Source organism: Actinophytocola sp. KF-1, from assembly GCF_054661535.1.
In genome coordinates this window covers 565,390-590,411 of record NZ_BAAFVK010000003.1, presented here as the reverse complement: position 1 = coordinate 590,411, position 25,022 = coordinate 565,390, and the positions used below count along the sequence as shown (strand labels likewise).

At 72.9% G+C, this 25,022-nt stretch carries 17 protein-coding genes; 6 read left to right on the top strand and 11 right to left on the bottom strand.

Annotation, left to right across the window (positions count from 1 at the left end; translation table 11 throughout):
• Positions 1–174: 174 nt before the first annotated feature.
• Positions 175–3,339, top strand: a complete 3,165-nt coding sequence (locus ACYQ77_RS12445; protein WP_459710520.1) for a ThuA domain-containing protein — start codon at positions 175–177, stop codon at positions 3,337–3,339.
• 1,192 nt (positions 3,340–4,531) lie between these two features.
• Here the strand turns inward: ACYQ77_RS12445 and ACYQ77_RS12440 are convergent.
• Positions 4,532–5,236 carry a LysR family substrate-binding domain-containing protein gene (locus tag ACYQ77_RS12440; protein ID WP_459710518.1) on the bottom strand — a complete coding sequence of 235 codons (705 nt, stop codon included), beginning with the start codon at positions 5,234–5,236 and terminating at the stop codon, positions 4,532–4,534.
• Positions 5,237–5,293: 57 nt separating this feature from the next.
• Between ACYQ77_RS12440 and ACYQ77_RS12435 the strand changes: the two genes are divergently transcribed.
• The 4 genes from ACYQ77_RS12435 to ACYQ77_RS12420 all read left to right on the top strand — a co-directional run bounded on the left by ACYQ77_RS12435 (position 5,294) and on the right by ACYQ77_RS12420 (position 7,331).
• Positions 5,294–5,665 carry a DUF5997 family protein gene (locus ACYQ77_RS12435; protein ID WP_459710516.1) on the top strand — a complete coding sequence of 124 codons (372 nt, stop codon included), beginning with the start codon at positions 5,294–5,296 and terminating at the stop codon, positions 5,663–5,665.
• 96 nt (positions 5,666–5,761) lie between these two features.
• Entirely contained in the window at positions 5,762–6,334 is a 573-nt protein-coding gene (locus ACYQ77_RS12430) for an Rv1733c family protein (RefSeq protein WP_459710515.1), read from the top strand.
• A gap of 89 nt (positions 6,335–6,423) precedes the next feature.
• On the top strand, positions 6,424–6,846 hold the full coding sequence (locus ACYQ77_RS12425; RefSeq protein WP_459710513.1) for a CBS domain-containing protein: 423 nt from the start codon (positions 6,424–6,426) through the stop codon (positions 6,844–6,846).
• 47 nt (positions 6,847–6,893) lie between these two features.
• Positions 6,894–7,331: a DUF1707 SHOCT-like domain-containing protein gene (locus ACYQ77_RS12420; RefSeq protein WP_459710511.1), complete on the top strand. Its 438-nt coding sequence runs from the start codon at positions 6,894–6,896 to the stop codon at positions 7,329–7,331.
• A 10-nt stretch (positions 7,332–7,341) separates the two neighbouring features.
• Here ACYQ77_RS12420 and ACYQ77_RS12415 read toward each other — a convergent pair whose 3' ends face one another.
• The 3 genes from ACYQ77_RS12415 to ACYQ77_RS12405 are packed head-to-tail and all read right to left on the bottom strand — an operon-like array spanning position 7,342 to position 9,372.
• Positions 7,342–8,451 carry an MAB_1171c family putative transporter gene (locus ACYQ77_RS12415; protein WP_459710509.1) on the bottom strand — a complete coding sequence of 370 codons (1,110 nt, stop codon included), beginning with the start codon at positions 8,449–8,451 and terminating at the stop codon, positions 7,342–7,344.
• Entirely contained in the window at positions 8,444–8,929 is a 486-nt protein-coding gene (locus tag ACYQ77_RS12410) for a hypothetical protein (protein ID WP_459710507.1), read from the bottom strand. Before ACYQ77_RS12410 ends, ACYQ77_RS12415 begins: the two co-directional genes overlap by 8 nt.
• Positions 8,926–9,372, bottom strand: a complete 447-nt coding sequence (locus ACYQ77_RS12405) for a helix-turn-helix domain-containing protein (RefSeq protein WP_459710505.1) — start codon at positions 9,370–9,372, stop codon at positions 8,926–8,928. Before ACYQ77_RS12405 ends, ACYQ77_RS12410 begins: the two co-directional genes overlap by 4 nt.
• A gap of 361 nt (positions 9,373–9,733) precedes the next feature.
• On the opposite strand from ACYQ77_RS12405, the gene ACYQ77_RS12400 reads away from it, so the two are divergent.
• A complete protein-coding gene (locus tag ACYQ77_RS12400; RefSeq protein ID WP_459710503.1) occupies positions 9,734–10,585 on the top strand; it encodes an LLM class F420-dependent oxidoreductase in 852 nt (283 codons plus the stop codon).
• Here the strand turns inward: ACYQ77_RS12400 and ACYQ77_RS12395 are convergent.
• The 7 genes from ACYQ77_RS12395 to ACYQ77_RS12365 all read right to left on the bottom strand — a co-directional run bounded on the left by ACYQ77_RS12395 (position 10,573) and on the right by ACYQ77_RS12365 (position 24,903).
• Complete coding sequence (locus tag ACYQ77_RS12395; protein ID WP_459710501.1) at positions 10,573–11,175, bottom strand: C39 family peptidase; 603 nt, start codon at positions 11,173–11,175, stop codon at positions 10,573–10,575. The two genes, ACYQ77_RS12400 and ACYQ77_RS12395, sit on opposite strands and share 13 nt — an antisense overlap.
• 170 nt (positions 11,176–11,345) lie before the next feature.
• Positions 11,346–14,618: a pullulanase-type alpha-1,6-glucosidase gene (gene pulA, locus ACYQ77_RS12390; protein WP_459710499.1), complete on the bottom strand. Its 3,273-nt coding sequence runs from the start codon at positions 14,616–14,618 to the stop codon at positions 11,346–11,348.
• Positions 14,619–14,698: 80 nt separating this feature from the next.
• Positions 14,699–16,072 (bottom strand): S8 family serine peptidase, encoded by a 1,374-nt coding sequence (locus tag ACYQ77_RS12385; RefSeq protein WP_459710497.1) that lies wholly within the window; start codon positions 16,070–16,072, stop codon positions 14,699–14,701.
• 831 nt (positions 16,073–16,903) lie between these two features.
• Complete coding sequence (locus tag ACYQ77_RS12380) at positions 16,904–20,188, bottom strand: S8 family peptidase (protein ID WP_459710496.1); 3,285 nt, start codon at positions 20,186–20,188, stop codon at positions 16,904–16,906.
• A gap of 53 nt (positions 20,189–20,241) precedes the next feature.
• Complete coding sequence (locus ACYQ77_RS12375; RefSeq protein ID WP_459710494.1) at positions 20,242–22,083, bottom strand: hypothetical protein; 1,842 nt, start codon at positions 22,081–22,083, stop codon at positions 20,242–20,244.
• A 110-nt stretch (positions 22,084–22,193) separates the two neighbouring features.
• Entirely contained in the window at positions 22,194–22,868 is a 675-nt protein-coding gene (locus ACYQ77_RS12370; RefSeq protein ID WP_459710492.1) for a response regulator, read from the bottom strand.
• Positions 22,861–24,903 carry a sensor histidine kinase gene (locus ACYQ77_RS12365; protein ID WP_459710490.1) on the bottom strand — a complete coding sequence of 681 codons (2,043 nt, stop codon included), beginning with the start codon at positions 24,901–24,903 and terminating at the stop codon, positions 22,861–22,863. Before ACYQ77_RS12365 ends, ACYQ77_RS12370 begins: the two co-directional genes overlap by 8 nt.
• Positions 24,904–25,022 lie beyond the last annotated feature (119 nt).

The following is a 25,022-nucleotide window of genomic DNA, read 5'->3' as shown; positions in this document are numbered from 1 at the left end:
CGATCGGGGTTACTCGCTAGGAAAGCCCTTGCCTGGCGGGTGGTGGCGTATCACACTGGGCGGGACGCGCCACACGTCGATCCCACCCGGTCGTCAGGCGGCCGCACCACGCGTGCCGTCCCTGTGGCGTGCCCGGACCTGCCGTTGGTCAAAGCCGACCGCGAGAGGATGCCCATGCCCGTGTTACGGAGAACGGCCGCCGTGGTGCTGTTGGCGCTGCTGGCGAGCCTGCTCGCAGCCACCCCAGCCACCGCGCACACGAGGTTCACCGTCCTCGTGTTCTCCAAGGTCACGAACTTCTACCACGACTCCATCCCGGCGGGCATCGCCGCGATCCGGGACCTCGGCGCCAAGCATCACTTCGGGGTCGAGGTCACCGACGACGCCACCGCGTTCACCGACGCGAACCTCGCCCGCTTCGACGCGATCGTCTTCAACAACACCAACTCCACGCCGGAGGCCGGTGACCTGCTCAACGCCGATCAGCGGGCCGCGTTCCAGCGGTACATCCGGGCGGGCGGCGGCTTCACCGGCATCCACGCGGCGTCGGCGAGTGAACGTGACTGGGCGTGGTACGAGGGCCTGGTCGGCGCCATCTTCGAGAACCACCCGGTGCCGCAGACCGGCCGGGTCAAGGTGCTCGACCGCGTCCACCCGTCCACGAAGGACCTGCCGGAGCTGTGGGAGCAGGAGGAGGAGTGGTACAACTGGCGGGTCAACCCGACCGGCAAGGTGCACACGCTCGTGCAGATCAAGACCCGTGACGGGGTCACCGGCCTGAACGAGGGTGTGGACCACCCGTGGTCGTGGTGCCAGCGCTACGACGGCGGCCGGTCCTGGTTCACCGCGGGTGGGCACGCGGCCGGGAAGTTCTCCGACGCGTGGTTCCGCGCTCACCTGCTCGGCGGCATCGAGTGGGCCGCCGGTGCTGTGCCTGGCGACTGCGCCGCCACCCAGACCGGCAACTTCCAGCGGGTCCCGCTGGTCGACGAGGGGCTCGCCGACCCGTTCGAGCTGGCCGTCGCCCCCGACCGCCGCGTGTTCTACATCCAGCGCACCGGCGCGCTCAAGGTGATCGACCAGGCCACGCTGACGGTGACCACGGCACTCGACTTCGCCTACACCCCGGCGATGACGAGCCAGTCCGACGGGTTGCTCGGCCTGGCGCTCGACCCGAAGTTCGACAAGACCAACTGGGTCTACCTGCAGTACTCCGACAAGGAGAAGAAACAGGTCAACGTCTCCCGGTTCACCGTGGCCGCCGACAACACCGTCGACCTGGCCACGGAGAAACGGCTGCTGTCGATCCCCACCTACCGCGACGAGGGCCGCGCCAACTCGCACATGGCCGGGTCGCTCGCCTTCGACCCGCTCGGCAACCTGTACATCGCCACGGGCGACAACACCGACCCGTTCGCCTCGGACGGCTTCGCGCCCACCGACGAGCGGGCCGGCCGCAGGGCGTGGGACGCGCAGGGCACCAGCGCCAACACCAACGACCTGCGCGGCAAGATCCTCCGGATCACCCCGCGCCCGGACGGGACCTACACGGTGCCGCCCGGCAACCTGTTCGCGCCGGGCACCGCGCAGACGCGGCCGGAGATCTACGTGATGGGCATGCGCAACCCGTTCCGCATCACCGTGGACCCGAAGACGAACGCGCTGCTGGTCGGTGACTACGGGCCGGACGCCCGCGCCGCGGACCCGAACCGCGGGCCGGCGGGCACCGTCGAGTTCCTGCGCATCACCAAGGCGGGCAACCAGGGCTGGCCGTACTGCACCGGGAACAACACCCCGTTCCGGGACTACGACTTCGCCACCGGCACCTCCGGGCCCGCGTACGACTGCGCGGCGCCGGTCAACGACTCGCCCAACAACACCGGGCTGCGGAACCTGCCGCCCGCACAGCCGGCCTGGGTCTGGTACAGCTACGCGACCTCGGCGGAGTTCCCGGAGCTGGGGTCCGGCGGCGGTGGCCCGATGGCGGGCCCGGTATACCGGTACAACCCGGGGAACCCGCTGGTCAGCAAGTTCCCGGCGTATTTCGACGGGAAGTGGTTCACCTACGAGCTGACCCGGCGCTGGTTCAAGACCATGTCGGTGCAGCAGAAGAACCAGGCGTTCACCGACCCGAGGTTCCCCGCCGCGAAGGCCGGCGACCTGCTGTCGATCAACGGCGTGTTCGCGGACATGTCGTGGATCCAGCCGTTCGAGGCGGACTTCGGGCCGGACGGGTCGCTGTACGTGATCGACTTCGGTGAGGGCAGCGGCACCGGCCGCGGCGGCACCAACGAGGGGTCCGGCATCTACCGGATCGACTACGTCGCCAACGGCCGGGCGCCGACCGCGGCGGTCACCGCGTCCGCCGAGTCCGGGCCCGCGCCGCTCGAGGTCCGGTTCTCCAGCGCGGGCTCCGGCGGCGGCTCCGGTGAACCGGTGACCTACGCGTGGGACCTCGACGGCGACGGCGACACCGACTCGACCGAGGCGAACCCGTCGTTCACGTACACACAGCCCGGCCAGTACCGGGTGCTGCTGACCGTGACCAGCACGACCACGGACCTGACCGCGGTCGCCGCCACCACGATCACGGCGGGCAACACCCGGCCCGAGGTGCGGCTCGTGTTCCCGCCGCACGGCGGCATGTTCGACTGGGGCGCGGCGATCCCGTTCGAGGTCCAGGTCACCGACCCGGAGGACGGGCAGATCGACTGCGCGCGGGTGGTGGTGCAGTCCCAGCTCGGGCACGACGACCACCTGCACCCGATGGACAACGTCACCGGCTGCACCGGCACCGTGCGCACCGACACCGGCGACAGCCACGGGCCGGGGCAGAACCTGTACGCGGCGGTGAGCGCGCAGTACACCGACGGCGGCGCGCCAGGCGCGCCCGCGCTGGTCGGGTCCGCGCACGTCACGCTCGAGCCGAAGCACAAGGAGGCGGAACACTTCGAGCGGACGGGCGGCGTGCAGGTGCTGGACCGGGCGGACGCGTCGGCAGGCAAGCGCCTGGGCGAGATCGAGCACGGCGACTGGGTGGCCTACGACCCGGTCAACCTGACCGGGATCGACTCCGTGACCGTCACCGCGTCGTCCGGCGGCATCGGCGGGAAGATCGAGTTCCGCGCCGACGCACCGGACGGCCGGCTGCTGGGCGCCGTCGACGTGGCCAACACCGGCGGGTGGGGCACGACCGTGGACCTCACGGTGCCGCTGACCGACCCGGGCAGGACGGTCACGCTGTACGCGGTGTTCGTGAACCCGGCGTGGACCCCGGAACAGGCCGACCTCATGTCCGTCGACGAACTCCAGTTCAACGGGCAGGGCGTCAACAGGTGAACCGGGCCGGGTGGGCACGGTCCGTGCCCACCCGGCTGTGGCCGGCACCGGGTTGTTCCCCTGCACGGGGTCGCCCGGCCATGGCCGGGCCGTGCCACCCGGACCTCGTGGCACGGCCCGGCCGCCTCGGGGTGCTGTGCTGTGGCGCGCGCCGGGGACCGGACTGGGTTCATGAAGACCGTCCGATGTTTGGCGGTCAACGCGGGGGAGGGGTCTCGTCAGCTCCGGGGTTTCAGTGCGACGGGATGTGGCCCGCTGCGCGGGCCGGGCGCGCAGCGCCCGGGTTGGTGAAGTGTGTGGTTGTGGTGGGTTCGCCGCGTCCGGTGCGGCGAAGGGGTCTGCCGGGCATCGATGTCGGGGTCTGGGGATGGCCGGGCTTCGGAGGCAACGGGGGTGGCCTGCTGTGCGGGACCGACCAGCGCAGGAGGGTGCGCCTCGGTTGTGGTGGATTGGCGCGTTCATCGGCGTCGGCTCCGCGGGTTGGTTCCGGTGGCGACGGAGGGTGGCCCGCTGCGCGGGCCGGGCGCGCAGCGCCCGGCTGGGTGAAGTGCGTGGTTGTGGGTTCGTCGCGTCCACTGCGGTGAAGGGTCCTTGAGCGCATCGGAGTCGGTTCCGCGGCTGACCGGGTTCCGGTTGCGCCGGAGCGTGGCTCGACCGGGCGCGCAGCGCCCGATGCCGCTCGGCGGGGTTCGGAGTCGGTTGCGTCGCGCCTCGTTCGTGGTGGGTCGGCGTGTTCAACGCGAGAGGAGGGAGTCTCATCGGCGTCGGCTCCGCGGGTTGGTTCCGGTGGCGACGGAGGGTGGCCCGCTGCGCGGGCCGGGCGCGCAGCGCCCGGCTGGGTGAAGTGCGTGGTTGTGGGTTCGTCGCGTCCACTGCGGTGAAGGGTCCTTGAGCGCATCGGAGTCGGTTCCGCGGCTGACCGGGTTCCGGTTGCGCCGGAGCGTGGCTCGACCGGGCGCGCAGCGCCCGATGCCGCTCAGCGGGGTTCGGAGTCGGTTGCGTCGCGCCTCGTTCGTAGTGGGTCGGCGTGTTCAACGCGAGGGGAGGGGTCTCATCGGCGTCGGGGCCGCGGATGATCGGCTCGGGGCGACGGGATGTGGCCCGCTGCGCGGGCCGGGCGCGCAGCGCCCGGTGCCGCCACCTCGTCCAGCCCGGGCCAGCTGGTGCTCACCCCAGACACCGGCGGCGTGGTTCAGGAGCGGCGGCGTGGCTTCCTGGTGCTCTGGCGGCCCCGGTTGGCGTGCGCGGGCTTGGCCTTGCGGGCCGCGGGCCGCTTCGGCTCTGCCGGTGGCTGGGGACGGCCGCGGGTGCTGTTCACCGTCCGTCCGCGGACCACGCCGATGAACTGCTCCATCAGGTCGGTGGTCTCGTCCTCCGGCCACGACAGTGCCACCCGCGACTGCGGCGCGGCCGGGAACGGCCGGTACGTCAGGTCCCTGCGGTGGTGCAGGCGGGCGAGCGACTGCGGCACGACGAGCAGGCCGACCCCGGCCGCGACCAGCTCGACCGCCTCCTTCGTGGTGGCCGGCCGGTGGACCGCGGGCACACCCGGCGGCGCCGGCCAGTCGAGGGTGTCGTCCAATGGGTGCAGCAGCACGCTGTCCGCTAGGTCCGCCTCCGTCACCTCGTCGGCCGCGGCGAGGTGGTGGTCCTTCGGTACGACGACCACCGTGGTCTCGGTGTACAGCGGGATGGCGTGCAGGCCCGTCCGGTCGATCGGCAGCCGCAGGAGGACCGCGTCGGCCTTGCCGTCGCGGACCAGCGCCTCGGCGTCGGACTGGGTGACCTGCACGAGGTCGAGGGGCACGCCGGGCTCGCGCTCCGCCCAGGTCCGCGCCCACTTGCCGGGGGTCACGCCCGGCACGTAACCGAGCGTGAACGAAGCGGGAGCGGTCACGTGCGCAGATTACCGGGCGTGCACAGCGGCTCCCGCACGGCCCGTTACCCTCATGGGATGACGTCGCGCAAGACACCCCAGACGATGAAGCCCGCGACCGCGGCGAAGAAGCTGGGGGTGTACCTCGAGGCCACCCCCGAGGAGTTCCGGGCCGGCGCCGTGTCACGCGACGACCTCAACGCCATGCAGGCCGACCCGCCGGAGTGGCTGCGGGACCTGCGCCGCAACGGACCGCACCCGCGGCAGGTCGTCGCGGCGAAGCTGCGCGTGTCCATCAGCGGTCTCGCCCGCGCCGGCATCACCGACCCGCTCACCACCGAGCAGATCGACGAGCTGAAGGCCGCCAACCCCGAGTGGCTGCGGCGCGAACGCGCCACCCAGGCCGAGGTCCGGGAAGAGGCGGCACGGCAGAAGCCCCGCCGCGCCTGACCCCCGCCGCGCCGTGGCGTTGCTCACGGCGTGTTGCGCGGAGGGCGTCGCGCGCGATGTGCCCGGCAGTCGAAGTGCTGTCGAAGGGCCACACCCATGCGCGCCGAACTCCGCGGGCTGCTCCGTCCCGGCAACAACCCGCTCGTCCGGGACGTCGACCGCGTCGAGCGCGTCACCGTGCTCGCGTGCGTCGCCCTCGCCGTGCTGCTGATCCCGGTCGCGCTGGTCGTCGGCGCCCTCACCTACCGCGGTCTCACCGGCGCCGCCGCCGAGGAGGCCGCCACGCACCACCGGACCGTCGCCGTCCTCACCGAGGACCTGGCCGCGCCGGGTGCCCGCGGGTACGCGGGCAGCACCACCCCGTCGGCGCACGCCACGTGGCGGGCGCCCGACGGGACCGCCCGCGCGGGCGTGGTGCCGGTGCGCGGCGGCATGGCGGCGGGCGACACCGTCGATGTGTGGCTCGACGAGACCGGTGCGCCGACCGCCCCTCCGATGTCCACATCGGACGCCGTGGGCACGGGCATCGCCGTCGCCGCGTTCGGCTGGCTCGGCGCCGCCGGGCTGCTCGCCCTGGCCTGCTACGGCCTGCACACCGCGTTCGAGCGACGCCGGATGCGCGGCTGGGCGGCCGGGTGGGCCGCCTTCGAACACGAACGGAGCCGGTGACCGGCCGCTTTCAGGGACCAAGTCCTCTTGTGCGCGCCGGAACGGGCAGGTTCTGTTTTTCGGCAGGGGCCGAACGGAGGCGAAACGCGGTGGACGAGACGACGGTGGCCGCAGTGATGACGACGAGCGTGGTGGCGGTGGGTGCGGAGGCGCCCTTCCCCGACGTGGTCGCCACGATGACCGAGAGCGGGCTGCACGCGCTGCCCGTGGTGGACGGTGACGGCCTGCCGCTCGGCGTCGTGTCGGAGGCGGACCTGCTGCCCGTGTTCGAGCTGCCCAGCCCGCGGGGACGTACCGCCGCCGAGCTGATGGGCGGCCCGGTCCGCGCGGTGCACACGGCCGAACCGGTGAGCTTCGTCGTCGACGTGTTCGCCCGCACCGGCATGCGCAGGCTGTTCGTCACGGACTGGGACGGCAGGCTGGTCGGCGTGGTGTCCCGGCGTGATCTGCGGCGGGCCGGTGCCCGGTCCACGACGGCGGGACGGTCCCGTCGTGAGGTCGCGGTGATCTGACCGGGCATGCCGCACGGGCCGTGCCGCGGGGATGACATCCTGTGCGCATGGGTCGTGACGAGATGCGGGCCGGCGACAGTGATCGCCAGGCCGTCGCCGACAAGCTGAAGCAGGCGCTGGACGAGGGCCGTCTCGACCTCGCCGAGTACGACGATCGCCTGCAGCGGGCCTACGCCGCCAAGACCTACGGCGACCTGAAGGGCCTGCTGGACGACCTGCCCGGCACCACCCTGCCCGAGCGGGCCGCCACGACGGAGCCGGTGGCCGCGACGGCCACGCCGGTGCCGCAGCCGGTGTCCACGCGGGGCGGGCAGCTCGTGCGGGCGTGGCTTGGCGGGTTCGGCGGCATCTTCGCCGTGTGCACGGTGATCTGGGTGGTGACGAGCATCGGCGCGGGGGAGCTCCGGTACTTCTGGCCGATGTGGCTGCTCATCCCGATGGTGCTCGGCGCGCTCGGCCGGTTCGGCCAGGGCAGGCGCGACTGACCGGTCCGCGTCAGACCCGTTGTGCCGCGCGGGTTTCGCGCGGCAGCGTGCGGTAGGCGCGGGCGACGCGGCCGAGGAACTCGGTCTCGCCTGCGAGGTCGGCGCCACCGGTCACGGCGGTCTCCCCGTCGCCGCGCGGTGTCCGGCCCTCGGCCCTGGCGCGCAGTGCGGCGGCGACCACGGCCGCCTCGACCGCCGCGTCGTGCTCCGGTCCGGTCAGCCCCGCGCGCGTCGCCCGGTCGCGCGCGGTGGCCGCGACGGCCGGGTCCCGGTACGGCCGCAGCGCCAGCAACCCGTCGCGGATCTCGATCACCCGGCGGTACAGGCGCAGCCGCAACCGGCCCAGCACCAGGAAGTCGGGCACCGAGGGCGGGTCGAGCGCGATCGCCGGGTCGGCCCGGTACAGGGCACGCCACAGCGGGCCCAGCCGCAGGAAGCGGCGGTACCGGCCGAGCCAGGCGACCGCCGCGGGGAGGGGCGCGCCGATCAGCACGAGCAGGTAGGCCGTGGTCGGCAGCACCTTGCCCGCGAACGACGTGTGGCCGAACGGGTCGGCGAAGCCGACGCGGTAGGAGGCGCTCAGCACCGCCTTGTTGACCAGGTAGACCGCCGCGATCGCGGTGCCCGCGACCACCATGCGCAGCGCGACGCGCAGTGCCGTCGTGTCCGCGAGCCGCGCGTACCGCAGGCCGAGCCACATGATCGCGGCATACACCGGCAGCTGCGCCAGCACGTAGGCGAGGACGTACTCGAACACCCACGGCGACGCCGGTTCGATGTTCGGGGTGAGCGCGAAGAACACGCACATCACGCAGAACGCGCCCGCGAGCCACCACGTGTGCCAGCGGCGGCGCATGCCGTTCACGTGCAGCAGCAGCCCGAGCCCGGCCCACGCGGTGAGCAGCATGCCTGCGTGGCCGATGAGCCTGGGCAGGTCGTGCGTGCCCGCGAGACCGTTGACGGCCGCGTGCCCGGCCGGCGTGAGCACGGTCAGGGAGATCGCCAGGCCGAGCAGGATGTGCCGGACGTAGCGGCGGGCGTGGTCGTCGCCGGGCCTGCGGGCCAGCAGGACCACCCACGCCAGCGCGGGCGGGCCGTACTGGCGGAGCAGCTCACCCACGGTCGTCGTCCAGCGCGTCGTGGAGGCGGGCGTGGAGGGTGCCGCCCGCCCGGGTGGAGGCGCGCTGGCGGATCAGGGAGGCGAGGGTCTCGGCCTCCCGCTCCTCGTCGCTGGAGTAGCCTGCGCGGCCGAGCACCGCGCGCACCATCGCCGGGTCGAGGTCGGGGAACAGCGCCGAGGCGTGGTCGCCTGCGGGGTGGTGGTCGCAGAGCACGTGGCTCAGCTCGTGCAGGATGATGTGGTCCTGGTGCGGGCGGGTGGTGTCGCGCTCGTAGCAGATCAGGTCGGTCGTGTCGGTGGCGATCCACAGGCCGCACACGCCGGTGAGCCCGGCCACCGGCAGCAGCCGGATCGGCCGCCCCCGCCGCGCGGCCACGCGTGCGCAGAGCTCGTGCACGTCGAACGGGACGGGCAGTGGCAGGTCCCGCAGCCGTGCACGGCAGCGCCTGCGGAGCCGGTACCGGCGGAAGAACGTCACGACGGGTTGTCCGGCGGCGACGGGGACAGCCCTTCCAGCTCACGGACCCGGTCCACCATCTCGGCGATGGCCTCCAGGCTCTTGGCGGACAGTCCGTTGGCACGCATGGCGATCTGCCGCACGGGCCCGTCGCGCAGTGCCGTCAGCAGCGCCAGCTCGGCGTCGATGCGCTCCGCCTCCGCGCTGTCGAAGAAGTAGGCGGGCGGGACGCCGAAGAAGCCGGCCAGCGCCTCGAGGTGGCGTTTGGTCGGGTTGTCGCGCAGGCCCTTGCGCAGCTGCCAGAGGTAGGTCGCGGAGACGGTGGGGCCACCCTTGGCACGGATGGCCTCGGCCACCTCTTCGTGGGTGTACTCGCCGCCGCCGCGCGGGACGACCGTGCTGAACAGGCGGTCCAGCTTGGCGGCCAGCGTGTCGGCTGGTCCTTCGGCGGTGTCCTCCGGCATACGGGGAGGATATCGCCGCGGGCTTGGGATGGGATGTGCCGCTGGTCAGGGCGGTTGTCCCGGTGGGGTGCCGGTGTGATGAAGGGGTCCTACCTCAGAGGCGCTTACCGCACGTGGGTCCCACACGGGTTCGGGACGTTGGAGTCGGCCTCGGCCAGCACAGATGAAGAAGCCGCCGGGTGTTCATCCATCTGAGTTGACGTGTGCCCACGGCCAGTTTATGGTCGGACGCGCTTCATGAACTGGGATGAACCGGGGGAGATGTGGCTCGTCGGCGGTTGGGCGGTCGTGCCGGTGTGACGGACACCGGCATGTGAACTGCTACCCTGCGGTAGAACACGTTCTACTTTGCGGGGTGCGCATGCGGTTCGGGGTCGTGCTGTTCACCAGTGACCGCGGGGCGACGCCCGCCGCCTGTGCCAAGGCGGCGGAGGACGCCGGGTTCCACTCCTTCTACGTGCCCGAGCACACCCACATCCCCGTCCGGCGGGACGCCGCGCACCCCCGGACGGGCACCGCCGAGTTGCCCGACGACCGGTACCTGCGCACGCTCGACCCCTGGGTCTCGCTCGCCATGGCCGCCGCCGTCACCTCGTCGATCCGGCTCGCCACGGCCGTGGCCCTGCCCGTCGAGTCCGATCCGATCACGCTGGCCAAGACGATCGCCTCGCTCGACTTCCTGTCCGGTGGGCGGGTGACGCTCGGCGCGGGGTTCGGGTGGAACACCGACGAGCTGGCCGACCACGGCATACCCGCCCGGTTCCGCTACACGGCCCTGCGCGAGTACGTCGAGGCGATGCGTGCCCTGTGGACGCAGGACGTCGCCGCCTACGACGGGCGTTTCGTCTCCTTCGGCGGCAGCTGGGCCTACCCCAAACCGGCGCAGGAGCACGTGCCGCTCCTCGTCGGCGCCGGTGGGACGGACCGGACCTTCGCCTGGGTCGCCGCGCACGCCGACGGGTGGATCACCACCCCCCACGAGACCGACATGGCCGACCGGATGCGGCTCCTCGCCAAGCACTGGGCCGACGCGGGCCGATCCGGCGCACCGTACGTCGTCGCGCTCGGGGGGCGGGCCGACCCCGAACGGGTGGCGGAGCTCGCCGCGCTCGGCGTCGACGAGGTCGTCATCGGCCTGCCCGACAAGGACGAGGACGCCGTGCTCGCCTTCATCGCCAAGATGGGGGCTCGCCTGAACGGTCAGGCGGAGTAGCCGCGGAGCGCGATCCAGTGCGCCAGCCGGGTGGTGTCCATCCAGTACCAGCCGTAACCGTTGGCGTCCGCCGGGTCCGCCAGCTTGACGGTCCAGCCGGAGTTCGAGTAGCCGACGACCGTGAGGTAGTGGCCGCCCGAGTACGTGTGCCAGTCGCCGTCGGTGTCCATCGCGGAGCCGACGACGTTGGCGACGATGGGGTAGCCGCGGTCGATGTCGTACACGACGTCCCACTGGAGGCGGTTGATCTCGGCCTGGGTGGCGGAGTTCCCGGGGATCCACTTCGTCTCGTAGAAGGCGGTCTGCCCCAGGCTGTTCAGGACGCGCGTGGTGTCGGCGGCGGAGTTCGTGCCCGCGGTCGTCGTGCCCAGCCTGCCCGCGATGTAGTTCTGGGTGTAGTAGTACCCGCGGCCGGTGAGTGCGATCCGAGTGGCGGCCGGCCCGCAGTAGTAGTACGTCTCCTGCCACTGGAACTGGTAGGACAGCACTCTGTCGGTCGCGGCCGACGCGGGCACGACGGCCGCGGTCATGCCGCCCACCGACATGAGCAGTACCAGCAGAAGGCGCAGGGCGACGACACGTCGTGGCATGGGTGCACTCCTCCGGGGATGGGGGCGGTCAACGGAATGCGGCCCCTTGTTGTCAAAGGTTGGCGATCCCGCAGGGGTGCACAAGACTTCAACGATCCAGGAATCGTTGCCAAGTAACGCGGTGTGGGAAGAAGTGGACTCGTCCGGCGGTACCGGGGCCACGTCCGGCGCTACGAGGCCACGAACACCGCCACCGTCCGGGCTGGGACCTCGACCGTGCCCGCGTGGTAGGTCGACCGGCGCACCACCGGGTCGGCGCCGCCCGCCTGCACCGGGTGCAGGCGGTAGCGGCCGGGCGGCACGGGCTGGGTCGTCGGCTCGTCCGAGGCGTTGAAGACCACCACGACGCTCTCCCACCTCGGGTCGAGGTCGCGGCCGGTGCGGTCGTCCAGCGCCATGACGATCACGCCCGGCGCCTGGTCCGGGCCGCCGACCGGGAAGCGCACCCGGGCCTGGATCTCCGCCGCCGAACCCAGCCGGAACAGCGGCGAGGAGAACCGGATCCGCAGCAGGTCCAGCGCCTGCCGGTGCGCCGCGCGGAGGTCCGCCGAGCGCGGCGCCAGCGCCGGGTCCGACAGCAGCGGGCGCATGAAGTCCCACTTGGCCTCGTTGTCCGCCCGCGGTGGCAGGCCCGAGCCCCACGTGGACTCGGTGGCCGTCCAGTCGATGCGGTTGAACCAGTCGCCGGAGTTGTAACTGTTGCGGTCCAACGACTTCGACCGCAGCAGGTCGTTGCCCGCGTGCCAGAACGACGGGCCCTGGGCGAGCGCCGTCGTCGCCAGCGCGACCGCGTTCATCCGCACCCGGTCGGCCATCGACGTCGACCGCGGCAGCTTGTACTGCAGCACGTCGAACAGCGTCTCGTTGTCGTGTGCGTCGACGTAGGTGATGGTCTCGCTCGGGTCGCCCGCGTAGCCGGCAGGCTGGCCGTTGTAGTCGACCGCCGAGCCCGGCACCACGTCGCCGTTGCGGTCGGTGAACCGGTAGTCCTTGAGATTCCCGGCCAGGCCGACCTTGATCTGGTCCTGGTACAGCAGCAACCGCGCCCGCTGCTGGGCCGATGTCCCGTTCACCGGCGCGCCGTTCTCGTCGGTGAACAGCCCCGTCGCGAAGCCCTGGATCCTCGGGTCCTCGTCGAACGGGCCACCGCCGCGCACGGCGTCACGCAGGCGGTCGGAGAACGTGCCGATGCCGGTGCCCGCCATGTTCCGCTGCGTGGCCTGCACGAAGCGGGCGTCGTCGGCGACCTCGCCGAAGTTCCAGCCCTCGCCGTAGACGTAGACCTTCCTGCCGTCCACGCCGTCCTTCGCGACGGTGAGCCGGTCGAGCGCGGCACGCACGGCGAGCATGTTCGCCTTGCTGTGGTGGCCCATCAGGTCGAACCGGAAACCGTCCACCTTGTACTCGCGGGCCCACGTGACGACCGAGTCGACCATCAGCTTGCCCATCATGCGGTGCTCGGTCGCCGTGTTGGCGCAACAGGTCGACGTCTCCACCGCGCCCGTCGCCGACAGCCGCTGGTAGTAGCCCGGCACGATCCGGTCCAGCACCGAGTGCTCGTCCTGACCCGCCGCCGGGGTGTGGTTGTAGACCACGTCCATCACGACCCGCAGGCCCGCGCCGTTGAGCGCGCCCACCATCTCGCGGAACTCACGGGTGCGCCGCGCGCCGTCCGGGTTCGTGCTGTAAGAACCCTCCGGGGTCGTGTAGTGCAGCGGGTCGTAGCCCCAGTTGAAGCCGTCGGCGTCGCGGACCGGCTCCAGGCACGCCTGCTGGTCCTCCGCCGCCGGGCCGTACGACGCGAGGTCGCACGGCGGCGTCTGCTGTGCCGTCCGGCGCTCCTCGATCGTCGCGATGTCGTTGGCGGGCAACAGGTGCACGGTGTTGAGCCCGGCGCCCGCAAGGTCGCGCAACTGGCGCATGCCGGCGCTGTTCCGGTCGGTGAACGCCAGGAACGTGCCGCGGTGCGCGGCGGGCACGGAGGTGTCGCCGATCGAGAAGTCGCGCACGTGCAGCTCGTAGATCGTCGAGTCCTCCGGGCGGGGGAGCGCCGGTTTGCGCAGCCGGTCCCAGCCCTTCGGCGCGAGCGCCGGGTCGTCGAGGTCGACGAGCACGGACCGCGCCGAGTTGGTGGTGAGGCCCAGCGAGTACGGGTCGGTCACCACGTTGGTGACCACCTCGTCGAGCGCAGGCACGTACACGGTGACCGCGAACGCGTACCGCGCGTCCCGCCACGTCCGGTCGCCGCGGGCGTGCCACACGCCGTCGTCGTCGCGGGTCATCGGCAGCCTGCGGTCGCCAAGCACCAGGTCGACGTCCTTCGCCGTCGGCGCCCACAGCGCGAGCGACGGGCGGCCGTGGTCCCACACCGGGCCGAGCCGCTGCCCGGCGGCACCCGCGTACAGGTCGTCGAGCACGCCGGGGAGCTGCACGCCGGTGGCGTCGGCGAGCCTGCCGTCGTCGTCGTACGCGGCGACGGCGAGCTGCCCGGTGAGCAGGTCGCCGACCGCGGTGGGCGGCACCCGCAGCGCTTCGTAGTCCGCCAGGTGCGGGTACTGCCCGGCCAGTTCGGCGGGCAGCCCGGCCGGGTCGAGCGTGAGCGGCAGCGACTCGCCACCCGTCACGCCGTCGCCGGTGGCGACGAGACCGCCCCGCGGGGCGTGGAAGAGCCGGAAGCTCGTGGCACCCGCCGGGACGTCGAGCGCGAGCACGTCACGCCGCAGCCACTGCGCCCGCGCGGACCGCAGGTCGGGCGGCGCGATGCCCGCCGACACCGTCAGCACGTGGGTGGACAGGTCGTAGGAGAACGACGTGCGGTCGCCGTCCTCGGTCACGGTGAACGGGATGTTCGCGCCGCCGCGGGCGCCGCCCGCGCCGTAGTTCTCGTCCCACGACAGCCCGTGCGCCGCCTTGACCTCGTACTGCCCGGCGGGGATCGCGGTGGTGGAGAACGTGAAGGTGCCGTCGCCGTCCGGGTCCTGCAGCCAGGAGCGCATGCAGTCCGGCGCCCAGTCGCCGGGGCAGCCCAGCTCGCCCGTGAAACTGCCCGGCGCGGTGACGATCGGGCCCTCCGCGTCGCTCGTCACCCAGTGGGTGCCGTCGTCGTAGAAGAACGAGACCGCGCCGCCGGTCGTCGTGTAGGTGATGTCGGGGCCGCCGGGCACACCGCCCGCGCCGTAGTTCTCGTCCCAGGAGCCGTTGATCGCGGCCTTGTACTGGTAGGTGCCCGCGGGCACGTCGAAGGTGCCCTTCCACACGCCGTCGGCCGGGTCCAGCGTCAGCCGCGCCTGTGCGCAGTCCGGCTGCCAGTCACCCGGGCAGCCCATCTCGCTGTTGTGCGTGCCCGGCACCGACACCGTCGCCGGGGCCGCGGCGGCAGGCGGGGCGACGACGGCCGCCGCCGCTACGGTGGCGCAGACCGCGAGTACCCGGTACCTCGTCACGACGGCTCCCATCGTCGGAAGAAGGCGGTGGCGGGCACCCGCCGGGCACCCGCCACCGTCGTGCTCACGTCAAACTAGGGTCAGCACGCACCCAGGTCCAGCCACGAGGACGTGGAACCCGGCGCCTCCCCGTAGGAGAAGAACGCCGCGAGGATCCAGACGTGGCCGTTGTGGCTCACCTCGTCGCCGAAGAAGTACAGCGCCGACGCGCTCCACGGCGTGGTGCCCTCGCACGCGGGCGGCTCACCCGGGTCGCCCGGGTCACCGGGGTTCGGGTCGGCGCCCTCGCCGACGAACAGCAGGTTGTTCGGCGAACCGGCACCCGCGCCGGTCACCTTGCCGATGCTCGCCGAGCCCTTCAGCGCGGTCTGCACGGCGGCCGGGGTCGCCGTCGGGTGCGCACCCAGGTACACGGCCGCGGCACCGGCCACGTGCGGGGTCGCCATCGACGTGCCGCTGATCGTGTTCGTCGCGGTGTCGCTGGTGTTCCACGCCGACGTGATGTCGCGGCCCGGCGCGAAGATGTCCGTGCAGGAACCGAAGTTCGAGAAGGACGACCGCGCGTCGTTCCGGTCGGTCGCGTTCACCGTGATGGCCTCCGGCGTGCGCGCCGGGGTGAAGTTGCAGGCGTCCGCGCTCGAGTTGCCGGACGCGATCGCGTAGGTGACGCCGGAGCTGATCGAGTTGCGAACCGCGTTCTCCAGCGTGGCGTTGGTGCCGGAGGCGCCGAGGCTCATGTTCGCCACGGCGGGCTTCTTCGCGTTCGCGGTCACCCAGTCGATGCCCTGCGCGACGCCGGCGAGCGTGCCGGAGCCCTGGCAGTTCAGCACCTTGACCGCCACCAGCTTCACCTGCTTGGCGATGCCGTGCGCGGTGCCGCCGACCGTGCCCGCCACGTGCGTGCCGTGGCCGTTGCAGTCGGTGTTGTTGGCGTCGACCGTGTTCGTGCCCCACGACGCCCGGCCACCGAAGTCGCCGTGCGTGGTGCGGATGCCGGTGTCGATGATGTACGCGGTCACGCCGTTGCCCGCGTTCGGGTACGTGTAGCTCGAGTCGAGCGGCAGCGTGCGCTGGTCGACCCGGTCAAGACCCCACGACGGCGGGTTCGGCTGCGTCTCCAGCGCGGTGATCACGCGGTTCTGCTCGACGTAGGCGACGGCCGGGTCGGCCGCGGTGCGCTTGGCGTCGGCCTCGCTCATCGTCGCCGCGTAGCCGCGCAGCGCGGTCTTGAAGGTGTGGGTGACCTTCGCGTTGTGCGCCTGCGCGACGCTCGCGGCCGCGGCGCCGTCCTTGAGCACGACGATGTAGCTGTCCTTGATCGTGCCCGGCGCGTCGGTGCCGAGAACCTTGCCCTCGGCCGCGCTGGCAGGGGTGACGAACGCGAGGCTCACGGCGGCGACCGCGGCCGCCACCGCACCCGCCCTCAGGAACGTCGCTTTTCTCGGACGGCTCATGTCCGGTCCTCCTCGATGCAGGGCGTGCGCGGCGCACCTGCCCTTGGCGAGCCGCACACGGTGAAGGACGACCACCCGGTGTGGTGATCCAGTCACATCCAATCGCACAGATCGGACAAGACTCAACGATCTGGGAACGGGTAGGGCTGAAGGAGCCCACGGAACCATCCGCGTGGCCTAATCCTGATCACACCCGAATCGATCAGGCGCTGCCTGTTGTGAGGGGTGTGGGTGGGTAGGTGGTGTGGTTCGGGGTGCCAGATCGGTGAGGCTCTGCCCGGTGCGGGGGTTCGGGTTTGGGCGGTGTCCTGCACGTGCCTTTCAAGACGCGTGGTGACGCGGACGCGTGGGTCGGGATGCGGATCGATCAGGCTCTGCCCGCCGCGGGGCTTGGGTGCGCGGGTTGGGTTGGCGTCCTGAAAGGCGCGTTCGAGTCATTCAGCGGCATGAGCGCGCCGTTCCGGGCACGGGCGGTGGCTTGAACGCGCCTTTCAGGACGCGTGGTGACGCGGACGCGTGGGTCGGGATGCGGATCGATCAGGTTCTGCCCGCTGCGTGGGCTTGCGTTTGGAGCGGTGTCCTGCACGTGCCTTTCAGGACGCGTGGTGACGCGGACGCGTGGGTCGGGATGCGGATCGATCAGGTTCTGCCCGCTGCGTGGGCTTGCGTTTGGAGCGGTGTCCTGCACGTGCCTTTCAAGACGCGTGGTGACGCGGACGCGTGGGTCGGGATGCGGATCGATCAGGTTCTGCCCACCGCGGGGCTTGGCCGCGCCTTTCAGGACACCGACAACCCCGGCCGCACGCCGGACAGTCCGTTGCGCGGGTCTGGTCACCTGCTCCGGTACGCGCGGATGATCGTCTGCGTGACCGTGCCGCCCGCCGAGTCGGTGGCGTGGGCCCGCAGCGACACGTACCGCGCGCCCCTCGGATGCGTGATCGCCACCGTGGCGCTGTCCGGGCCGGTCATCGTGACCGGGGCCGGGCGCCACGTGCGGCCGTCGTCGAAGGACGTGTCCACGGTCAGCGCCTCGACGGTCGCGGCCGGGGCGTTGTACGGGCGCTGCACGGTGACCGGGACCGTGATCGCGCCCGCGTCCGTCGCGTTCGACGGGTCCAGGTCCGGTGGGGCGAACCGCACGGCCATCAGGGGCAGGCCGGTGCCGCCCTTGCCCTTCGGCTTCGGGTCGGGGTCCTCCGCCGGGCGGGCCGACGTGAAGGTCCACACGCACGACACGCGCGTCGAGAACTCCGACACGTCGGCGCGGCGGGAGTCGACCTCCAGGCGGTACGCGGCCTGCTCGGCAGGCACCTCGAACTGGCCCACCCCCGGCTGCGCGGTCTCGCCGACCCGCACCCCCTCGCGGTACAGCACCGTCCTGCCAGAGTCCACTTCGGACACCCCGGCGCGGTCGAGGCCCGCGTCGGAGTACAGCGGCAGGGTGAACCCGACGACGTCGCCCGACCGGCTCGCGACCTCGCCGCCCGCCGGGAAACCCGGGCCGAACACGGCGGTGTTCCACTCCTCCGCCGCGACCGCGCCCGGCTCGTGGTCGACCGGGCCGCCGGTCAGGATGGTCTCGGTGTGCACCTGCTTGTCCACGAACGACCACTGCTGCAGCTCACCCGACCACCGCAGGCCGTCGACGTTGTGGAACTCGGTGCGGTTGAGCGGCAGCCGGAACCCGAACCCGAAACCGTTGCCGATCCCGGCCCTCGGCTCCTGCGCGACCCACACCTTGGTGCCGCGCTTGCGGTCCGCCTGCGCCCGGTAGGTGGCGTGCACCTCGGCCAGGTCGCCGTCCACGACGTGCCGGGCGAACCCGGTCGGCACGGCGCCGTAGCCGAACCACGCCAGGTTGTAGGTCACGGTGCTGCGCGACACGTCGCCGTACGCGTCCGGCACCGCCCACACACCGCCGATGGTCGCGATCAGCTCGTCCTCCGGCACCGGGGCGCCGACCTGGCCGACGTCGATCCGGTCGAGGTCGTCGCCGAGCACGCCGGTGCTCAGCGAGTTCACCGGCGTGAACCGGTGGTAGGCCACGGCCACCGCCTCCGGCGCCACGTTCGCGCGGTCGAACGTCACCGACACCGGGCGCGCGGACCGGGCGTCGAGGGTCACGGTGGTGTCGGCACGCACGTCGACCGTGGGGTGCACCACCTTCGCGGAGTCGAACAGCGTGCCGCCCGGCCGCGGCGTGCTGATCGCGGCGTCGACGTGGTAGCGGCCCGCCCGCACCCGCAGCGTGCCCGCGCCGCCGATCCCCGGCACCGGGCGGTACCGCGCCTCGTCGAGCCCGAACACGAACGAGAAGTGGTTGTCGGTCGGCGCGCCGGTGCCGTCGAGGGTCCGCAACGTCAGGTCGTAGCTCTCCGGTTCCCGGTCCACCGCGACCGGGGTGACCACGCGGGCGCCGCTGTCGTCGGTGGCGACGACGTGGGCGCCGAACGCGCCCTCGGCCGCGGGCAGCGCCGTGTCCACGGTGACCGCCACGTCGGCCGTGCCGCCCGCGGGCACGGTGACGGTCTGCGCGGAGAGCCGGAACATGCCGTCGGGCACCGGTGCCCCGCCGGGGCCGCGCGCGGGCAGCGCGAGCCGCAGCGTGCGCGGCGCGGCGCCCGTGTTGCGGTAGGTGACGGTCCTCGTCACCGGCGCGTCGTCGGCGTGCGGCCACGCCATCCGTCCCATCGAGACGGTCGACGGCGTGGCGACCACGTCCTGAGCGACGGCGCGGCCGGCGTCCACCCGGCCCGCGCCCTGCTCGTACACGCCGGCGTCCGCGCTGGGCTCGGCCGACGCGATCAGCGCGGCCTTCAGTTGCGCGCCGGTCCAGTCCGGGTGCCGGTGCGCCAGCAGCGCCGCGGACCCGGCCACGTGCGGGGTCGCCATGGAGGTGCCGCTCAGCGCGACGTACCGGTCGTGCCGCCCGCCCCGGCTCGAGAACCGGGACCGGGCCGCCGTGATCTCCACACCGGGCGCGGTGATCTCCGGCTTGAGCGCGGCGTCACGCACCCGGGGTCCCCGGCCGGAGAACCCGGCGAGCGCGTCCTGGTCGTCCACGGCGCCGACCGCGAGCGCCGCGTCGGCGCTGGCGGGGGAGGACACCGTCTCCGCGCCGTAGCCGCCGTCGTTGCCCGCGGCGACCACGAACAGCGTGCCGTGCTCGGCGGACAGGCGGGCCACGGCCAGTTCGAGCGGGTCGTCGCCTGCCGTGTCGGGGCCGCCGAGGCTGAGGTTCACGACCTTCGCCCCGTTCGCCGCCGCCCACTCCATGCCCGCGAGGATCGCCGACTCCGGGCAGCCGTACCCGCCGCACACCTTGCCGACCAGCAGCGTCGCGCCCGGGGCGACGCCCTTGTACTTGCCGCCCGACGCCGCGCCGGTGCCCGCGATCGTGGACGCCACGTGCGTGCCGTGCCCGTCGGTGTCGCGAACGCTCCGGTCGGACGTGAAGTTCTTCGTCGCCGTGATCCGCCCGCGCAGGTCGGGGTGGGTGTCGTCGATCCCGGTGTCCAGCACCGCGACCGGCACCCCGGCGCCCGTGTAGCCGGCCGCCCACGCCTGCGGGGCGTGGATCTGCGGGACGCTCACGTCCAGGCTGGGGTGCCGCAGCCCGTCGAGCCAGACGCGGCCGCGGCGCGCCTGCCAGAACGCCGCGGTACCGGACTTGGGCTGGCGCACGGCGACGGCGTCCACGCTGGACAGGGTGACACCCGTGGCCGCGGTGCCGGGCTCGCCCTGCACGATCAGCGGGATGTCGGCCCGGCGTGCGTCGCCGTAGCCGTCGCGGAGCAGCGCCGCCACGTCGAACAGCCGCCGGTCGACCTGCCCGGTGCGGACCGCCGTCCACGCGTCGTTCGGCACGACCAGCAGCGAGCCGGCCACGGCGGTGGTGGCGAAGTGCAGGTGCTCGCGGCCGGGGGCGGGGGTCACCTGCGGCACCAGGTGCCCGCCGACCTCGCGCACGGTGACGTGGTCACCGGTGATCAGCGTGACCGCGCCGACGTACCTGCTCCCGGCCGGGGCGGGGTCGGCCGCCGCCGCTCCCGGCACGGGTGACCAGCCGACGGCGACCGCCGCGGCGAGCAGGACCGTCGACAGCTTCGCCAGCATGGCGCCTCCCGGCTTGTGTGTTGGTTTCAAACAAACCGGTCGGAGGCGCCGCGTCAAGGGCTACTTCTCGGCGCCCGGGGCGACGCGGCCGGTCGCGCGCCGACGGTTCGTTCCAGCGCCGTGATCCGCTGTGCGGTCGTCGCTCGTTGTTCCTTCGTGGTGGCGGTGTCGAACCCGTGCAGCGCCCGGAGGTATTCGGTGGCGGTCTCGACGCCATCTCGTGGGGGCGGACCGGTGTCGTCGGCGGCGAGAAGGGTGGCCAGCCGGTTCAGGCGGGTGTTCGTGGTGTGCCAGGTGCGGTGCAGTGCGACGGCGCCCGCAGCCGCGAGGCCGAGGGCCACGAGCAGCGGTAGGACGACGATGAGGTCGTCGGTGAGGTCGCCGTCGTCGGTGGGGTCGCGTCGCAGCGACGGGTGCCGGGCGTCGAACGCCCGTACGTACTCGGCGAGGTACGCGGTCCGGTCCTCACCGGTCGCGAGGTAGGTGGTGGCGTCCCGCACGTCGCGCAGAAGTGCCGGGTCGTGGAAGGAGCCTTCGCGGGCGCAGTCGACGATCGGGGTCCCGGGATCCGGGTTCACCACGACCACGATCACGCCGGGCAGTTCCTCGGCGATCTCCGCGCACATCGTGGGGAAGCCCGCCACGGCCACCAGGGGCCGGTTGCCGATGATCCCCCTGGCCTCCTCGACGTCGAGGGATGCCCGGACGTGGCCGAGTGGAACAGCGTAGACCGACGAGTACCTGAGCTGGTCGGCCGCGTTGCGCGGGGTGTACTGCTCCTCGTCGGCGGGGTCCTGCGAGAGAGCGAGCCGCCAGACGCTGTAGGCGATCAGGCCGGCGAGGTAGACACCGGCGCGCAAGGAGGTGGTGCCCCGCGCGCGTGCGGTGGGCTCGGGTGCCGTGGGTGCTCGGCCGGGTTCCCGGTCGCGCTTCTCGCGGCATCTCTTGCCCACGGGATCTCGACCTGGCCGTGCGCGCGCCGTGTCCGCGGCGGGAGCGCCCGCCGACCGCGCCTCCAGCAGCTGTACCCGCAGGTGCGCCTTCGCCCATGCCATGCGCATCGGTGCCACGGCCGCCGCGCGGCGGTGGCGGACGAGCAGCCACACGCCGACGGCGACGATCAGCAGGGCGAGCCAGAAGCAGACGGTGTCCCGGATCGTGTCCCAGTTCACCGGCGTGTAGAGCCGTCGTGGTGCCGGGCCGGCGTTCCGTTCCAGCACCGCGGTGACCAGGTCGTCGGCGTCCGGGCCGAGGGGACTGCCGCGGCGCAGCAGCATCAGCCCGTAGGTGGCGTCCCGCGCGCTCGCCGCCTGGTCCGCGCCCTGACCGGCGACCTCGAGCCACGCCCCGCACGCGACGACGACCAGCTCCCCGGGAAACCGCTCCGCGAGCGCGGCGGCGTAGCCCGTGACGGGGTCGGGCCGTGCCGGCAGCGTCACCAGCCGCACCCCGGGTTCGAACCGGTCGACCCGCAACCCGTCCAGCAGCTCGGCGGTGGCGGTCACCCGCTGGGGCACCGGCGCCGTCGCACCGACGACGACGTCGGTGACGTCACCGGACGCGAGCACCCACGGCAACGCCTCCCGCTCGACCCGCACCTGCTCGCCCTGCCGGGAGATCCACCAACCCTCGACGACCGTCAGCCGGACACCTTCGTCGTCCGCCCACGCCCACAGCGGGCCGAGGTCGTCCGGCAGTCCGGCCGCGGGCGCCAGCAGCACCCGGTCCCGTGCCGCCAACCGCCCGGCGTCCACCGAGGTCACCGCCCCCGGCAACCGCACGACCCGCTCCCGCTCCACACGCGACAGCACGGAGCCGATGTCGGCCCCCGGCTGCGCGGCGGCCGGGTGTCCCGGTACCAGCAACACGCACAGGACCGCGACCACCACCGCCACGGCACGTCCCCGCAATGATCCACCCCCAAGAGATCCCGCCACGTGCGGCGTATCGGAGTCCGCGCCGGGATCGTTGCGATCACGCTACCGGTGCGCGCCGGGCACGTCCGTCAGCCGTCCGGCCGTTCGCGCAGGAAGGCCAGCACGGCGGCGACGCGGCGGTGCACCGGGCCGTCGACGAGCCCGAGCTTGCCGAAGATCGAGTTCACGTGCTTCTCGACCGTCGACGCCGACAGGTTCAGCGCGTCCTCGACCCCGGCGTTGGTCTTGCCCTGCGCCATCTCGCGCAGCACGTCCAGTTCCCGCGCGGTGAGCACGGCCAGCGGTGAGCCCACCGACCTGGTGCGCCGCGCGACGAGCGCGTCGACCACCAGCGGGTCGATCACCGAACCGCCGCGGGCCACCTCGCGCAACGCCCTGATCAGGTCCTCCAGGTCACCCAGCCGGTCCTTCAGCAGGTAGGCGAGCCCGGCGGTGCCGTTGCGCAGCAACGCGAATGCATAGCTCTCGTCGGTGTGCTGCGACAGCACCGCCACGCCGATGCCGGGGTGCTCGGCCCGGATCGCGTGCGCGGCCTCGATGCCCTCCATGTGGTGCCCGGGCGGCATGCGGATGTCGGTGAGCACCGCGTCCGGGGTCAGCCTGCGCACCGCCGCTCGCAGCTCGGCCGCGTCGCCGACGGCGGCGAGCACCTCGACGTCGCCGGAGTCCTCGAGCAGGCCGCGGGTGCCCTCGCGGACGAGGAAGTTGTCCTCGGCGATCACCACGCGGAGCCGGTCAGCCATGGCCCGCCCCTGCCGGCAGATCGGCGCGCACCCGCGTGCCGCCACCCGGTTCGCTGTCGACGACCAGGCTGCCGCCGAGCGCCTCGACCCGGTCCCGCAGGTTGGTCAGGCCGTGCCCGGCGCCGTTCCCGAGCCCGACGCCGTCGTCCTGCACCAGCACGCTGACCACCCCGTCGGTCATGGACAGTTCGACGCCCGCGTGGTGCGCGGCGGCGTGCTTGACGACGTTGGTCAGCGCCTCGCAGATCACGAAGTACGCGGCGCCCTCGACATCGGCGTGGAGCCGCCCGGTGCGCAGGTCCGCGTCCGCGTGCACCCGGACGTCGAGGGGCAGCCGGTCGGCGCGCGCCTGCACGGCCACCACGAGCCCCTGGTCCGACAGCACGGGCGGGTGGATGCCGTGTGCCAGCTCGCGCAGGTCGGCGAGCAGGTCGCGGACGTCGCCCCCCAGCTCGTCGAACACCTCCGCCGCGGTCCGCTCGCCGCGGCCGACCTGGTTGCGCGCCAGCCGCAGCTTCATGATCAGGGCGACCACGTGCTGCTGCGCGCCGTCGTGGATGTCGCGTTCGATCCGCCGCCGCTCGCTGTCCTGCGCCGCGACGATGCGGGCCCGGGAGCGGGCCAGCTCGTCGACCTGCTCGGCGAGCCGGGCGGTCAGCCGCACGTTGGCGATCGCGGTCGCGGCCTGCGCGGCGAGGGTGCGCAGCAGCTCCCGGTCGTCGGCCGCGTAGCCGCCGTCCTTCGGGCCGCACTCGATGTGGCCCGCCACCTCGTCGCCCCGCTCCAGCGGCACGCGCAGCGCGATCCCGCCCGCCGGTTCGCCGACCGCCGCGCTCGCCTCCGGCAGCGTCACCCGCACCCACGGGGCGGCGAGCCCGTCCTGGATGGTGGCGGCCAGCCGGGGGAGCAGGTCGCCGAGCTCCACGGTCTGCTCCAGGCGCGCGCCGAACGCGGTCAGCAGGTCGTAGCGGTCCACCCGCTCCCCGAACACGAGCCGGTCGGCGAGCCGCTCCAGCCTGCGCCGCAACGGCTGGAACGCGACCGCGGCGCCGATCGTCAGCACGACCGCCAGCTCGACGGGGATGTCGTCGCCCAGCGTCAGCCCCGGCGCCGCGGCCACCGCGAGGTACGCCGCCGCGATCAGCAGGGACAGCACCCCGAACACGGTCGAGCGGCGCACCACCGGTTCCAGCTCGAACACCCGGTGCCGCACGATGCCGATCACGATGGTCACCGGCACCATCAGCAGCAGCACGATGTAGAGCCCGTTGAACAGCCGCATCCACAGCGGCCGGTCCGCGCCGTACGCGGACTCGAACACCGGCGTCAGCGCGGTCATCGCGATCAGCAGGGCCGTGACGTACACGAGCAGCCGCATCCGGTCCCGCAGGCGGCGGTCGGCCTGGAAGAACCGCACGAACAGCACGGCCGCCAGCACCAGCGCGCCGTAGTAGTACAGGTAGAGCGAGGAGAGCGGCGCCGCGAGGAACTCCAGCCACGGCACGGCGAACGGGCTCGGCACCGGCGGTGGCAGCTCGAACAGGTAGCGGTCGAACAGCAGCGTCGGCCGGGACACCAGGAGCAGCGGCGGCAGCAGCAGGTACAGCCACACCGCTCCCAGCGCGCGCCGTTGCCACGCCCGCTCCACCACACCGTCCGGGTAGGACGCGAGGAGCAGCACCCCGGCGATCAGCGCGAGCACCCCGCTGTACTGGTAGACCAGGTTGGGCAGCCACAGCCACGACCCGGCGCCGGCACGCGCGACCGCGTCCTGGATCGGCCCCTCCACGGCGACGTTGACCGCGAGGGCGCTGCCCATCAGCAGCAGCCTGCGTGCCTGCGGGTGCTCCGGCCGCCTGCACACCACCCACACGCTCACCGCGTACAGCGGCGCGACACCGACGCCCAGCCACGTCAGCCCGCCGAGCACCCCGCTCGTCGCGGGCACGGCGACCGCGTGCCACCCGGCCACCGCCAGCCCGGCGCCGCCGAGCGCGATGCCCGCGACCCGTGCCGCGCGGTGCCATGTGGTCATTCCGGCATTGTGAGCCGCCACCCGGCCCGCGTCCACGGGGCTGACCACCACTCCTGCCCCGGGGCTGGCCTCCATCCCGATCTGTGCCCTGACCACGTTCCGTGACGCCCGGCGGCTAC